Source organism: Pseudolysinimonas sp., assembly GCF_057350545.1.
This window is the reverse complement of record NZ_JBMRCP010000029.1, coordinates 52,410-64,877: the sequence shown is the minus strand read 5'-3', so window position 1 is coordinate 64,877 and position 12,468 is coordinate 52,410. Positions and strand designations below refer to the sequence as shown.

Annotated in this window: 14 protein-coding genes and 1 tRNA gene; 9 read left to right on the top strand and 6 right to left on the bottom strand. The window is 70.0% G+C overall.

Features of this window, described 5'->3' with window-relative positions; genetic code table 11:
* The first annotated feature begins 51 nt into the window (after positions 1 to 51).
* The 9 genes from ACO1X9_RS03950 to ACO1X9_RS03910 all read left to right on the top strand — a co-directional run bounded on the left by ACO1X9_RS03950 (position 52) and on the right by ACO1X9_RS03910 (position 8,099).
* Entirely contained in the window at positions 52 to 1,554 is a 1,503-nt protein-coding gene (locus tag ACO1X9_RS03950; protein ID WP_486349529.1) for a fumarylacetoacetate hydrolase family protein, read from the top strand.
* Positions 1,536 to 2,240 (top strand): GntR family transcriptional regulator, encoded by a 705-nt coding sequence (locus tag ACO1X9_RS03945; protein ID WP_486349528.1) that lies wholly within the window; start codon positions 1,536 to 1,538, stop codon positions 2,238 to 2,240. The genes ACO1X9_RS03950 and ACO1X9_RS03945 overlap by 19 nt, the downstream gene beginning before the upstream one ends.
* Before the next feature lie 14 nt (positions 2,241 to 2,254).
* Positions 2,255 to 3,772 carry a 5-carboxymethyl-2-hydroxymuconate semialdehyde dehydrogenase gene (hpaE, locus tag ACO1X9_RS03940; protein ID WP_486349527.1) on the top strand — a complete coding sequence of 506 codons (1,518 nt, stop codon included), beginning with the start codon at positions 2,255 to 2,257 and terminating at the stop codon, positions 3,770 to 3,772.
* 9 nt (positions 3,773 to 3,781) lie between these two features.
* A complete protein-coding gene (gene hpaD, locus ACO1X9_RS03935) occupies positions 3,782 to 4,939 on the top strand; it encodes a 3,4-dihydroxyphenylacetate 2,3-dioxygenase (RefSeq protein ID WP_486349526.1) in 1,158 nt (385 codons plus the stop codon).
* Positions 4,940 to 4,952: 13 nt separating this feature from the next.
* A complete protein-coding gene (locus ACO1X9_RS03930) occupies positions 4,953 to 5,738 on the top strand; it encodes a fumarylacetoacetate hydrolase family protein (protein WP_486349525.1) in 786 nt (261 codons plus the stop codon).
* Entirely contained in the window at positions 5,723 to 6,529 is an 807-nt protein-coding gene (locus tag ACO1X9_RS03925) for an HpcH/HpaI aldolase family protein (protein WP_486349524.1), read from the top strand. Before ACO1X9_RS03930 ends, ACO1X9_RS03925 begins: the two co-directional genes overlap by 16 nt.
* A gap of 255 nt (positions 6,530 to 6,784) precedes the next feature.
* A complete protein-coding gene (locus ACO1X9_RS03920) occupies positions 6,785 to 6,988 on the top strand; it encodes a cold-shock protein (RefSeq protein WP_486349523.1) in 204 nt (67 codons plus the stop codon).
* 111 nt (positions 6,989 to 7,099) lie between these two features.
* Complete coding sequence (locus ACO1X9_RS03915) at positions 7,100 to 7,894, top strand: transglutaminase-like domain-containing protein (RefSeq protein ID WP_486349522.1); 795 nt, start codon at positions 7,100 to 7,102, stop codon at positions 7,892 to 7,894.
* Between the two features lie 46 nt (positions 7,895 to 7,940).
* On the top strand, positions 7,941 to 8,099 hold the full coding sequence (locus ACO1X9_RS03910) for a hypothetical protein (protein ID WP_486349521.1): 159 nt from the start codon (positions 7,941 to 7,943) through the stop codon (positions 8,097 to 8,099).
* Between the two features lie 24 nt (positions 8,100 to 8,123).
* Here the strand turns inward: ACO1X9_RS03910 and ACO1X9_RS03905 are convergent, their stop codons facing one another.
* From ACO1X9_RS03905 to ACO1X9_RS03880, 6 genes are all read right to left on the bottom strand, one after another.
* Positions 8,124 to 9,557 carry an MFS transporter gene (locus ACO1X9_RS03905; protein WP_486349520.1) on the bottom strand — a complete coding sequence of 478 codons (1,434 nt, stop codon included), beginning with the start codon at positions 9,555 to 9,557 and terminating at the stop codon, positions 8,124 to 8,126.
* A gap of 39 nt (positions 9,558 to 9,596) precedes the next feature.
* Positions 9,597 to 9,669: transfer RNA gene (locus ACO1X9_RS03900), tRNA-Ala, on the bottom strand.
* Positions 9,670 to 9,733: 64 nt separating this feature from the next.
* Complete coding sequence (rsfS, locus tag ACO1X9_RS03895) at positions 9,734 to 10,117, bottom strand: ribosome silencing factor (protein WP_486349519.1); 384 nt, start codon at positions 10,115 to 10,117, stop codon at positions 9,734 to 9,736.
* Positions 10,118 to 10,138: 21 nt separating this feature from the next.
* Positions 10,139 to 11,641 carry a hypothetical protein gene (locus ACO1X9_RS03890; protein WP_486349518.1) on the bottom strand — a complete coding sequence of 501 codons (1,503 nt, stop codon included), beginning with the start codon at positions 11,639 to 11,641 and terminating at the stop codon, positions 10,139 to 10,141.
* The gene (nadD, locus tag ACO1X9_RS03885; RefSeq protein ID WP_486349517.1) at positions 11,638 to 12,255 is read right to left on the bottom strand and encodes a nicotinate-nucleotide adenylyltransferase; all 618 of its coding nucleotides are present in this window, start codon (positions 12,253 to 12,255) and stop codon (positions 11,638 to 11,640) included. Before nadD ends, ACO1X9_RS03890 begins: the two co-directional genes overlap by 4 nt.
* A gap of 10 nt (positions 12,256 to 12,265) precedes the next feature.
* Positions 12,266 to 12,463: a hypothetical protein gene (locus ACO1X9_RS03880; RefSeq protein WP_486349516.1), complete on the bottom strand. Its 198-nt coding sequence runs from the start codon at positions 12,461 to 12,463 to the stop codon at positions 12,266 to 12,268.
* Between the last annotated feature and the right edge of the window lie 5 nt (positions 12,464 to 12,468).

Genomic DNA, 12,468 nt, shown 5'->3' with positions numbered 1-12,468 from the left:
CCCTTCCAGATGATATACGATTTGCGATACGTCGCAAGAACGAGGGAACCCATGACCACGCCAGCCGAGAGCGCCACGCCGTCCGAGGCGCGCTTCGACGCCCTCCCCGAGCGCCCAGGGAAGATCGTCGCCGTCCACCTCTCCTACGCCTCGCGGGCGGCTCAGCGCGGTCGCCGACCCGCGCATCCCTCCTACTTCCTCAAGCCGTCCAGCTCGGTCGCCGCGACAGGCTCGACGGTCGAGCGGCCCGCCGGCGCGGAGCTCCTCGCGTTCGAAGGCGAGATCGCGCTCGTCGTCGGCTCGCCCGCGTACCGCGTGACCGCGGAGGCGGCGTGGGACCACATCGCCTGGGTGACCGCCGCGAACGACTTCGGCCTCTACGACCTCCGCGCGAACGACAACGGTTCGAACGTCCGGTCGAAAGGCCGGGACGGGTACACGCCACTCGGACCCCGACTGCTCGACGCCCGGTCGGTCGCGCCCGACGCCCTCCGCGTGCGCACGTGGGTCAACGGCACCCTCGTCCAGGACGACACGACCGATCAGCTGATCTTCCCGTTCCCCCAGCTCATCGCCGACATCTCGCAGCACCTCACGCTCGAGCCCGGCGACGTGATCCTCACCGGCACCCCGGCCGGCTCCTCCGTCGTCGGGCCCGGAGATGTCGTGGAGGTCGAGGTGGATGCCCCGGCGATGCCCGCGGCAGGCTCCTCCGGTCGCCTCGTGACCACGGTCACCGCGGGCGACGCTCCGTTCGACGCCTCGCTCGGGTCGCTCCCGGCAGCCGACGACCTCCAGCGGGCGGAGGCGTGGGGCTCTCGCGAAGCGGCGGGCCTTCCGCCCGCCCAGACGGGCCCGCGTCTCGACCCGGAGCTGCGCGCGAAACTCGAGCGCACCCCCGTGGCCGCGCTCTCCCAGCAGCTCCGTGCACGCGGCCTGAACGACGTCACGATCGACGGCGTGCGCCCGCTGCACCCCGACCGCAGGCTGGTCGGCCTGGCTCGCACCCTGCGCTTCGTGCCGTACCGCACCGACCTCTTCACGGCGCACGGCGGCGGCTACAACGCGCAGAAGCGCGTCTTCGACTCGGTCGACGAGGGCGAGGTGATCGTGATCGAGGCCCGCGGCGAGACGGGCTCGGGCACGCTCGGCGACATCCTGGCGATCCGGGCTCACGTGCGCGGGGCGGCCGGGATCGTCACCGACGGCGGAGTCCGCGACGCCGCCGCCGTCGCTGCGGTCGGCATCCCCGTCTACAGCGCGGGGGCGCATCCCGCGGTGCTCGGCCGCAAGCACGTGCCCTGGGACGTCGATGTCGCGATCGCCTGCGGGGGTGCCACGGTGCTGCCGGGCGACATCATCGTCGGGGACGCCGACGGGGTGCTCGTGCTCCCACCGGCGCTTGCCGAAGAGGTCGCGGATGCCGCGCTCGCCCAAGAGGTCGAAGACGCCTGGATCGCCGAGAGGGTCGCGGAGGGCGAGCCCGTCGACGGGCTCTTCCCGATGAACGACGAGTGGAAGGCCAGGTATCGCGCATGGCGCGAGCAGAGCTGACCGACGCGGAGCGCGGCGAACTCAGCAAGTCGCAGCAGGCCTACCACTGGGTCAAAGAGCGCATCGCGCGGCAAGAGTTCACCCCGGGATACCGCCTCGTGCTCGGCGGCATCGCCGGCGAGCTCGACATGAGCGTCGTGCCGGTGCGCGAGGCGATCCGCCAACTCGAAGCCGAAGGCCTCGTGACCTTCGAACGCAACGTCGGGGCGCGCGTCTCGATGGTCGACGACACGCAGTACCGGTTCAGCATGCAGGCGCTGTCGATCCTCGAAGGCGCGGCCACGGCGCTCGCCGCCCGCCGCATCACGACCGACGACATCCGCCGCGCCCGCGACATCAACGCCCGCATGATCACCTCGCTCGAGAACTTCGATCCCCGCACCTTCACGCGGCTCAACCAGGACTTCCACGCCACCATCTACAGCAGGTGCGCCAACCCGCGACTCCTCGACCTCGTCGAGTCGGAGTGGATCCGGCTGGGCAACCTCCGCGACTCGACGTTCAGCTTCGTGCCGGGCCGCGCGCAGGAGTCGGTGCGCGAGCACGAGAACATCGTCGACCTCATCGAGAACGGCGCCCCGCTCGGCGAGATCGAGAAGGCTGCTCGGCGCCACCGCGCAGCGACGCTCGACGCCTACATGGTCCACGAGCACCCCGACGAGACCCTCGGTCTCCCCGCGTTCTGACCCAAGGAGACACCATGACCGACGCACGGGCCGACGGCACGGCGGGATACCTCCCCGCCGATCTGCCGACGACCATTCAGCACTACATCGACGGGGAGTTCGTCGACTCCACCGACGGGGGCACCTTCGACGTGCTCGAGCCCGTCACGAACGAGGTCTACGCGCAGGCGGCCGCCGGCCAGAAGGCCGACATCGACCGCGCCGTCGCGGCGGCTCTCCGGGCGTTCACCGACGGCCCGTGGCCGCGCATGCTGCCCCGCGAGCGCTCGCGGGTGCTGCACCGCATCGCCGACCTCGTCGAGTCGCGCGACGCGCGGCTCGCCGAACTCGAGTCGTACGACTCGGGGCTGCCCATCACGCAGGCCCTCGGTCAGGCGCGTCGCGCCGCCGAGAACTTCCGCTTCTTCGCCGACTTGATCGTCGCCCAGGCCGACGATGTCTTCAAGGTGCCCGGCCGACAGGTGAACTACGTGAACCGCAAGCCGATCGGCGTCGCGGGGCTCATCACGCCCTGGAACACGCCCTTCATGCTCGAGTCGTGGAAGCTCGCACCGGCCCTCGCGACCGGCAACACCGTCGTGCTCAAGCCCGCCGAGTTCACTCCGCTCTCCGCCTCCCTCTGGGCCGGGATCTTCGAGGAGGCCGGCCTCCCGAAGGGGGTCTTCAACCTCGTCAACGGTCTCGGCGAGGAAGCCGGCGACGCGCTCGTGAAGCATCCGGACGTGCCGCTCATCTCGTTCACGGGCGAGAGCCGCACGGGGCAGCTCATCTTCGGCAACGCCGCGCCCTTCCTCAAGGGGCTCTCGATGGAGCTCGGTGGCAAGAGTCCCGCGGTCGTCTTCGCCGACGCCGACCTCGAGGCCGCCATCGACGCGACGATCTTCGGGGTGTTCTCGCTCAACGGCGAGCGCTGCACGGCCGGTTCGCGCATCCTCGTGCAGCGCGAGGTGTACGACGAGTTCGTCGAGCGCTACGCCGCGCAGGCCTCCCGTGTCGTCGTCGGGTCTCCGCACGATCCCGCGACCGAGGTGGGCACGCTCGTGCATCCCGAGCACTTCGAGAAGGTCATGTCGTACATCGAACTCGGGAAGGCCGAGGGGCGACTCGTCGCCGGCGGCGGGCGACCCGAGGGGTTCCCGACGGGCAACTTCGTCGCCCCGACTGTCTTCGCCGACGTCCCGCCCGACGCCCGCATCTTCCAGGAGGAGATCTTCGGGCCCGTCGTCGCGATCACACCGTTCGACAGCGACGAGGAGGCGCTCGAGCTCGCCAACGGCGTCAAGTACGGCCTCGCCGCCTACATCTGGACGAACGACCTCACGCGTGCCCACAACTTCGCGCACGGCATCGACGCGGGGATGGTGTGGCTCAACTCGAACAACGTGCGCGACCTGCGCACGCCGTTCGGCGGCGTCAAGGCATCGGGGCTCGGCCACGAGGGCGGCTACCGCTCGATCGACTTCTACACCCACCAGCAGGCCGTGCACATCACGCTCGGCGAGGTCCACAACCCCACCTTCGGCAAGCGATAAGGACGCCCGATGACCGACCGCACGCGCACCTCCTCCGGGTTCTTCGTCAGCCAGGAGGCGCCCATCCACAGCGACAACCCCGTCCCGACCCCGAGCTCGCCGCCGCCGGACATCCTGCGCTGTGCGTACATGGAGCTGGTCGTCACCGACCTCGCGGCGTCGCGCACGTTCTACGTCGACGTGCTCGGGCTGCACGTCACCGAGGAGGACGGCGACGCCGTCTACCTGCGTTCGACCGAGGAGTTCATCCACCACAACCTCGTGCTGCGGCAGGGGTCGGTCGCGGCCGTCGCCGTGTTCTCCTACCGGGTGCGGTCGTCGGAGGACCTCGACAAGGCGGTCGCGTTCTACTTCGAGCTCGGCTGCCGCGTCGAGCGTCGCGCGGAGGGCTTCACGAAGGGCATCGGCGACTCCGTGCGCGTCATCGACCCGCTCGGTTTCCCGTACGAGTTCTTCTTCCAGACCGAGCATGTCGAGCGACTCTCGTGGCGCTACGACCTGCATACGCCGGGCGAGCTCGTGCGCCTCGACCACTTCAACCAGATCACGCCCGACGTACCGCGTGCCGTGAACTTCATGCAGAGCCTCGGCTTCCGTGTGACGGAGGACATCCAGGACGAGCAGGGCACGGTGTACGCCGCGTGGATGCGTCGCAAGCCGACCGTGCACGACACGGCGATGACCGGCGGCGACGGACCGCGCATGCACCACGTCGCCTTCGCGACCCACGAGAAGCACAACATCCTCGCCATCTGCGACAAGCTCGGCGCACTGCGGCGATCGGATGCCATCGAGCGCGGACCGGGACGTCACGGCGTCTCCAACGCGTTCTACCTCTATCTGCGCGATCCCGACGGGCACCGCGTCGAGATCTACACGCAGGACTACTACACGGGCGACCCGGACAACCCGGTCGTCACGTGGGACGTGCACGACAACCAGCGCCGCGACTGGTGGGGCAACCCTGTCGTGCCCTCCTGGTACACCGAGGGCTCGCTCGTGCTCGACCTCGACGGCAACCCCCAGCCGGTGGTCGCCCGCACCGACACGTCGGAGATGGCGGTCACGATCGGCGCCGACGGGTTCTCGTACACACGGCCCGACGACGACGCCGACGCGCTGCCGTCGTGGAAGCAGGGCGAGTACAAGCTCGGGCATCAGCTGTGATCGGGGACACGGGATGCTGAGTCCCGAGACGATCGCGGAACTCGCGGCCGAGCTCGCCGCCGCCGACCGCGATCGCACGCTCATGCCGCGCATCACCGCGCGCTACCCCGACGCGACCGTCGAGGACTCGTACGCCATCCAGGGCGTGTGGCGCGACAGCCGCCTCGCCGCCGGCCGCCGGCTCGTCGGGCGCAAGATCGGCCTCACCTCGAAGGCGATGCAGGCGGCGACCGGCATCACCGAGCCCGACTACGGCGTCATGTTCGACGACACGGTGTGGCACGACGGCGACACGATCCCGTTCGACGCCTTCAGCAACGTGCGCGTCGAGGTCGAACTCGCGTTCGTGTTGTCGGCGCCGCTCGAAGGCCCCGACTGCACGCTCGACGACGTGCTCGCGGCCACCGAGTACGTGACCCCCGCGCTCGAGGTGCTCAACTCGCACATCGAGCTCGAGGGGCGCACGATCGTCGACACGATCTCCGACAACGCGGCCTACGGCGGCATGGTGCTCGGCGGCATCCCGACCCCGCCCGGCGACATCGACGTGCGCTGGGTCGCCGCCCTGCTCCACCGCAACGACGAGATCGAGGAGACCGGAGTCGCCGCGGGCGTGCTCGGTCACCCCGGCCGCGGCGTCGCATGGCTCGCGAACAAGCTGCACCAGCACGGCGCGCGACTCGAGGCGGGTGAGATCATCCTCGCGGGATCGTTCACCCGCCCGGTGTGGATCTCGCGCGGCGACGTCGTGCGCTGCGACTACGGACCGATGGGAGTCATCACATGCCGCTTCGACTGACCCCCACGTTCCGCGATCGGCTCGCCGACGCGACCCGGCCGCTCGCGGGGATGTGGGCGTGCACGGGTTCGCCGCTCGTCGCCGAGATCTGCGCAGGGTCCGGGCTCGACTGGCTCCTGATCGACATGGAGCACGCGCCGAACGGCCTCGAGTCGGTGCTCGCGCAGCTCCATGCCGTGTCGTCGTACCCGATCACCCCGGTCGTGCGGGTTCCGTGGAACGACCCCGTCGTGGTCAAGCAGGTGCTCGACCTCGGCGCGCAGAACGTCATGGTGCCGATGATCTCCAGCGCGGACGAGGCTCGGGATGCCGTCGCCGCGGTGCGCTACCCGCCACGTGGCCGACGCGGGGTCGGCAGCGCCCTCGCGCGCTCCGCGCGCTGGAACCGTGTGCCGGGCTACCTCGACGACGCCGACGCCCACGTGTCGCTTCTCGTGCAGATCGAGACGGTCGCCGGCGCCGACGCCGCGGGCGAGATCGTCGCGGTCGACGGCGTCGACGGGGTCTTCGTCGGCCCGAGCGACCTCGCGGCGTCGATGGGGCTGATCGGGCAGCAGACGCATCCCGACGTCGTCGCGGCGGTGGGGCGCGTGCTCACCTCGGCGGCCGCGGCCGGAGTGCCGTGCGGCGTCAACGCGTTCGACCCCGAGATCGCCGACGGCTACCTCGCCGCCGGGGCCTCGTTCGTGCTGGTCGGGGCGGATGTCGCCCTGCTCGCCCGAGGGTCGGAGGCACTCGCGGCACGATTCGCCGGCGACCCGTCCGGCGACGATCAGGTAACGAGTTACTGATACCGCGGTCCGAATCGTCGGCCGACCGACTACAGTGAGCACAAGCGATCGGTATTCTGCCTTTGGCTTCACATAGGCCTCCTCATCGAGGATCGGCCGCCGATCGATCGGATCTCAGTATCCCGAGCTTCGCAGCTCCCCGGGTCGTCACGACCCCCACCCCCTTCGGACGCGGTATCCACCGCCGTCCGGGACGGCCGTCCGCGGCCGGAACCCGCTCAGTTCGAGCGGGTCAGTAGAAGAAGGATAGAAAACATGGCAACCGGAACCGTCAAGTGGTTCAACGCCGACAAGGGCTTCGGCTTCATCGCGCCCGACGACAACACCCCGGACGTGTTCGCGCACTTCAGCGCGATCGCGGGCACCGGACGTCGCGACCTGGTCGAGGGCGAGAAGGTCACGTACGACGTCACGCAGGGCCAGAAGGGCCCGCAGGCGTCGAACATCCAGCAGGGCTAAGAGCCCTTCTCAGCGGAGCCCCGTTCACCTCAGGTGGACGGGGCTCTTCGCTGTGCGCGGACCGCTCGCGATCACCCGGCGTCGGTCGGCTGCGGGGTGCGAAGATGCAGGATGCGACGCGACGTCTCCGTAGGGCTCACCCTCGAATCCCTGGGGTCGGCTCGCCTGGTGCTCGCGATCGCGGCAGCGGCAGGTGGACGCACGACCGAACGCTTCTCAGCCGAGCAGGCGGGACGCGAGCTCGTACCCACGGTGCTCGACGACATCCACGGTGGGCGGCTCCACGTGCTCGAGGTCGACGCCGGTGACGTGCGGATCGAGTACTCGGCGTCCGTCGAGGGGCGGGCCGCGCCGGCGGAGGTCGACGCGCTGCAGGAGATCCGCTTCCTCCGGCCGAGTCGCTACTGCGAGTCGGACACGCTGCGGCCGATCGCGGTCGCAGAATTCTCGGGCCTGCGCGGTGTCGAGCTGCTGAGCGCGGTGTCGAGCTGGGTGGGTACGCGGATCGCCTACGTCCCCGGATCGAGCCTGCCGACGGATGGGGCGGTGAGCACGCTGCTGTCGCGGCGCGGTGTGTGTCGCGACTTCGCCCACCTCGTGGTGGCCTTCCTGCGTGCGCTCGACGTTCCGGCGCGCGTCGTCGCCGTCTACGCCCCGGGTCTCACCCCGATGGACTTCCACGCCGTCGCCGAGGCGTCGATCGACGGGGTCTGGCACGTCGTCGACGCGACCGCCCTCGCTCCCCGGCAGACGCTGCTCAGGATCGCGACGGGGCGCGACGCCGCCGACACGGCGTTCCTCTCGGCGCGCGGCGACCGGCCGGTGCGGATCGGCGACCTCCAAGTGACGGCCATCGTCGACGAGCTCCCGCGCGACGACCTCGACCTGCCTGCCGTGCTCGGCTGACCCCGCACCTGGGAGCGCACCCAGCCGACGAGGCTACCGTGACCGGATGATCCCCCCGCTCACGACCCGCCAGCTGCAGGCGGCCATCGAGTCGAAGCGGCGGTCGGAGGCCGCAGAGCGCTGGCGTCGCGTGTTGAGCCCGCTGCGCGCGCCGGCAGGCCCGAGCCGCCGTGACATCCCGGTGGCACGTCCTCACGACCGCTGAGGTCCCCGCCTCGTCGAGAGGCGCCTACCGTGTCGAGACCGACTCCGTGTCGAGGTCTCCCCCGTCGACCGCCTCAGTTGCGGCAACCTCGGCCGGCATCACCGACTCCTTCTGACCCGCGAAGGTCGCCGACAGCGTGCGATACGACTTCGTGAGGAAGGCGGCGGCGCCGGCGACGACCATGATGAGCCCCGCGACGACGAAGACGAGCGCGATCCCTCGCGCCTCGCCGTCTCCGAGCAACCAACCCCAGGTCGCGCGACCCGCGCTCGACTCCATGTAGGGGATGATCGCGAACTCGGCGATGGGGGCGATGAGGAACGCCGTGATCGGGGCGGCGGCCGCTTCGAACGCCTGCGCGAACCCGAAGACGCGACCCTGGGTGCGGAACGGCACGACCTTCTGGATGATCGTCTGCTCGGCCGCCTCCATGACGGGGATGAGCATCATGTACAGCCAGATGCCGAGGGCGTAGAGCCACCAGAACTCGCGGATCGTGAAGAAGGCGCCGAGGAAGCCCATCACGATCACGAACAGCAGGAGGGTGCGGATCGGGTTCTTGCCGAGCCCGAACTTGGCGATGAGCGCCCCGCCGATGATGAACCCCGTCGAGGTGACACCGAGCACGACACCCCACCACTCGACGGGGAAGAGCTCGAGACCGTAGGGATCCATGAGCGCCATGTAGACGCCGCCGATGAGGTTGTTGAACGTCGAGAAGATGAGCAGCGCGAAGAGCCCCGGCACGAGCCGCACCGCCGCGACGGCACCGCGGATGTCGATGAACGGCTGCGACTCCTCGACGTGCGGCTTCTCTTCGGGGATGCGCAGGAACAGCAGGTGCACGAACGCGACCCCGGTGAACACGATCGCGATGAGCAGCGTCGTGCCCATGCCGAGCAGCCCGATCGACAGGCCGGAGAACACGCTCGTCACCATGAACGCGAGCCCCTGCACGGTGCCGACGAGACCGTTGGCGTTCGCGTGACGCTCGACCGGCACGAGCAGGGTGACGGTGGTCGAGAGCGCGATGTTGCGCATGTTCTCGACGACGGCTCCGAGCAGGATGATGCCCGAGAACATCCAGAACCACGGCCCGCCGATGTTCAACAGTTGGCGCTCGTCGAGCAGCAACCACAGCACTCCCGCGATGCCGAAGCAGATGAACGTGGCGATGCTCGCGAACATCATGACCTGGTGCTTGCGGTAGCGGTCGACGATCGAGCCGAAGATCATGCCGAAGAACGCGACGAGCAGCATGTAGGCGCCGCCGATGACGCCCGTGGCGAGCACCGACTTCGTCTCGAGGTAGACCCAGAAGGTGAGCCCGAACCAGAGGTAGCTCGTGGTGACGTTCGCGAGCGCGGTGTTGACGATCACGTTGAGGAACGTGCGCATGCCGTTCGGCGGCGGCACGTGGTCGACGCTCGAAGTGGCCGCGGCGGAGGGCTCGGTCATGAGGACGAGCCTAGAGCCGAGGTGAGACATCGAAAGGTGTGGATCTGAGGGGACTCGAACCCCTGACCCCCTGCATGCCATGCAGGTGCGCTACCAGCTGCGCCACAGACCCGTAACCCCGAAGGGCAACTAGGACAGATTACACCACCCGGGAGGGGCGGCGTTCACCCGGAGGGTCAGTCGGCCGACGCAGCGGCGGGCGAGGGCAGGTCGAGCGGGATGACCGGGCAGTCTTTCCACAGGCGCTCGAGCGAGTAGTACATCCGGTCCTCCTCGTGGAAGACGTGCACGACGAGGTCGCCGAAGTCGAGCAGCACCCAGCGCCCTTCGGCCCGTCCCTCGCGCCGCAGCGGCTTCGCGCCGGCCTGGATGAGCTTGTCTTCGATCTCGCCGGCGATCGCGAGCACGTTGCGTTCGTTGCGCCCGGTGGCGAGCAGGAAGATGTCGGTGAGCGGCAGAGGTCCCGACACGTCGAGCGCGACGAGGTCCTCCGCCTGCTTGTCATCGGCGGCGAGCGCGGCGACGTGCAGCAGCTCGCGGGCGCGGTCAGTGGCGGCCACGGTGTCCTTCGGGGTTCAGAATCAGAGCCCGCCGTTGACGAGGGCGACGACGAGGAGCGTCACGACGACGACGACCATGCCGGATGCCGACACGATGAGGGCGGTGAGGGCACGATTGCCCCGGTGCGGCTTCGCGGCCGCGAGCACCTGATTGCGGGAGTTGGTGTGGCTCGAGACGGCCCGGATCGCCCGGATCGGCACGGAGTCGGTGTTGACCGCCTGGTGGTCGCCCGGGTCGAGCAGGTGGTCGAGGTCGGACTCGTCGATCGAGTGGTGCGCCCCCGTCGCGGAGAGGCTCGCCGGCAGCGAGACGGAACCCGTGAGCATGACCTCGCCGGTCGTCATGTCGTGGCCCGGGATCGACGGGAGCACGAGTGCGCTCGTCGTGATGGCGCCGGAGCCGACGGTGCGCGAGATGGTCGACGGATTCACCTGGATGCGGTCGTCGAGGTCGGACTGGTTGGTCCAGTGGCCGACGGGACGCTCGCCGGTGGTCGGTGCGACGGGCTCCACCGCGGCCGGTGCGGCGGGCGGCGCGAACTGCGCGGGCGCCATCGGTGCCGGCTCCGGCGGGGCGACGAACGCCGGCGCCTGCGGTGCGGGGACGGGCACGCTCTCGGAGACGTACTGCTGCGGCTGGGGCGCCTGCGGTGCAGGTACCGGAACGCTCTCGGACACGTAGTGCTGCGCGGGGACCGGCACGCTCTCCGACACGTACTGCTGCGGCTGGGGCGCCTGCGGTGCAGGTACCGGAACGCTCTCGGACACGTATTGCTGCGGCGCGGGCTCCGGGGTGACGGGCTCCGGGGCGGCGCGACGTGCCGCGCGGCGCGACAGGGCCTCCTCGGTCGTGCGACCGGCGAGGGCGTCGAACTCGGCCATCGCGGAGTCGAGCTGCGTCGAGGGAGCGGGGGTCGGCGGCGCCGATGCGGCGGGCGGCTCGACGAGTGGCGGCGCAGGGGCGGGCGCGACAGGCTGCGGCGCGGCGGCGAGCGGGACGACGGGACCCGTCTCCTGCGCGGTGATGCCCGCCTCCTCGCGGAGGGCGCGCAGCTCGCGGCGCGACAGCGTCTGCTCCTCCGGCGGCGCACCGGCGAGCGACGCGGCGAGGGAGGCCGCGGGCGGCGGTGGCGGCACGACATTCGCCCGTGCCTGCGTGTGGTACTCGACGATGCCGCTCTCGCGGTCGTGCTCGGGCGACCAGGCCGGAGGGGCGGTGCGCGCCTCGGGGCTGAAGTCGCGCGGACGGAACGACTGCTGGGGGTCGGCCGAGGGCGACCCGGTCGGCTCGGCAGCACGTCGGCCGCGATGCGCCGACGCGTCGGTCGGAGCGGCGGTGGAGGTCTCGTACCCGGGCAGCGGCGGACGGTTCTGCGTGACGTAGCTCAGCGGCTCGCCGGCACCCGCGGCCGTGCGCGGAACCTGCGGCGGAGCGAACGGCGACGAGGGCTGCTGCGCCTCGGGGCGCTCACCCTGCCGGACCGCACGCCGCGACTGCAGCGGCGGATCCTGGTATGTCGTCATTCGCTAGCTCCGGTGGAGGTGCTCCGGTAGAGGTGGTGCTTGGAGATGTACTGGACGACACCATCGGGGACCAAGTACCACACGGGAAACCCCCGGTCTACTCGCTCCCGGCAATCGGTGGATGAAATCGCCAGTGCGGGTACCTCGAGCGAGTTTACGCGCTGCTCCGGCAATCCGCGAATGTTCAGCGAATGCCCAGGACGCGAGACGGCGACGAATCGGGCGAGTTCCCAGAGCTCCTCGACATCCTTCCACTCGAGGATCTGCGCGACGGCGTCGGCCCCCGAGATGAAGAACAGCTCAGCATCCGGTCGCTGTCGGCGGATGTCACGCAGGGTATCGATCGTGTACGTGGGGCCGCCGCGCTCGATGTCGACCCGACTCACCGTGAATCGTGGGTTCGACGCCGTCGCGATGACCGTCATCTCGTAGCGCCGCTCCGCCGAGGAGACGGCATCCTTCATCCAGGGCTGTCCGGTCGGCACGAAGACGACCTCGTCGAGGTCGAACGACTGCTGCACCTCGCTGGCAGCGACCAGGTGGCCGTGGTGGATCGGGTCGAAGGTGCCGCCCATGACGCCGATGCGCGGTCGGCGCACCGCGCCCTCGGTCATCCCCGGGGCCTCAGTGGTGAGCGTCTTGGTGCGAGCTCGCGTCGGCCGTCTTGTCGCCGTGACGGTGGTACACGTCGCGGTAGCTCCAGGTGATCGCGGCGAGCAGGATGAACACGCCCGCGGCGATCGCCGGGAAGGCCCAGATCGGCAGCACGAGCTCGACGAGTTCGTGGTGCGTCTCGACGGGGAGCGACGGCAGGAACGACATAGCGA

Bases quoted from the DNA above. Each gene is read 5' to 3' on its own strand.
- ACO1X9_RS03950 (WP_486349529.1), top strand. From the start codon at position 52: ATGACCACGCCAGCCGAGAGCGCCACGCCGTCCGAGGCGCGCTTCGAC.
- ACO1X9_RS03945 (WP_486349528.1), top strand. From the start codon at position 1,536: ATGGCGCGAGCAGAGCTGACCGACGCGGAGCGCGGCGAACTCAGCAAG.
- hpaE (WP_486349527.1), top strand. From the start codon at position 2,255: ATGACCGACGCACGGGCCGACGGCACGGCGGGATACCTCCCCGCCGAT.
- hpaD (WP_486349526.1), top strand. From the start codon at position 3,782: ATGACCGACCGCACGCGCACCTCCTCCGGGTTCTTCGTCAGCCAGGAG.
- ACO1X9_RS03930 (WP_486349525.1), top strand. From the start codon at position 4,953: ATGCTGAGTCCCGAGACGATCGCGGAACTCGCGGCCGAGCTCGCCGCC.
- ACO1X9_RS03925 (WP_486349524.1), top strand. From the start codon at position 5,723: ATGCCGCTTCGACTGACCCCCACGTTCCGCGATCGGCTCGCCGACGCG.
- ACO1X9_RS03920 (WP_486349523.1), top strand. From the start codon at position 6,785: ATGGCAACCGGAACCGTCAAGTGGTTCAACGCCGACAAGGGCTTCGGC.
- ACO1X9_RS03915 (WP_486349522.1), top strand. From the start codon at position 7,100: ATGCGACGCGACGTCTCCGTAGGGCTCACCCTCGAATCCCTGGGGTCG.
- ACO1X9_RS03910 (WP_486349521.1), top strand. From the start codon at position 7,941: ATGATCCCCCCGCTCACGACCCGCCAGCTGCAGGCGGCCATCGAGTCG.
- ACO1X9_RS03905 (WP_486349520.1), bottom strand. From the start codon at position 9,557: ATGACCGAGCCCTCCGCCGCGGCCACTTCGAGCGTCGACCACGTGCCG.
- ACO1X9_RS03890 (WP_486349518.1), bottom strand. From the start codon at position 11,641: ATGACGACATACCAGGATCCGCCGCTGCAGTCGCGGCGTGCGGTCCGG.
- nadD (WP_486349517.1), bottom strand. From the start codon at position 12,255: ATGACCGAGGGCGCGGTGCGCCGACCGCGCATCGGCGTCATGGGCGGC.
- ACO1X9_RS03880 (WP_486349516.1), bottom strand. From the start codon at position 12,463: ATGTCGTTCCTGCCGTCGCTCCCCGTCGAGACGCACCACGAACTCGTC.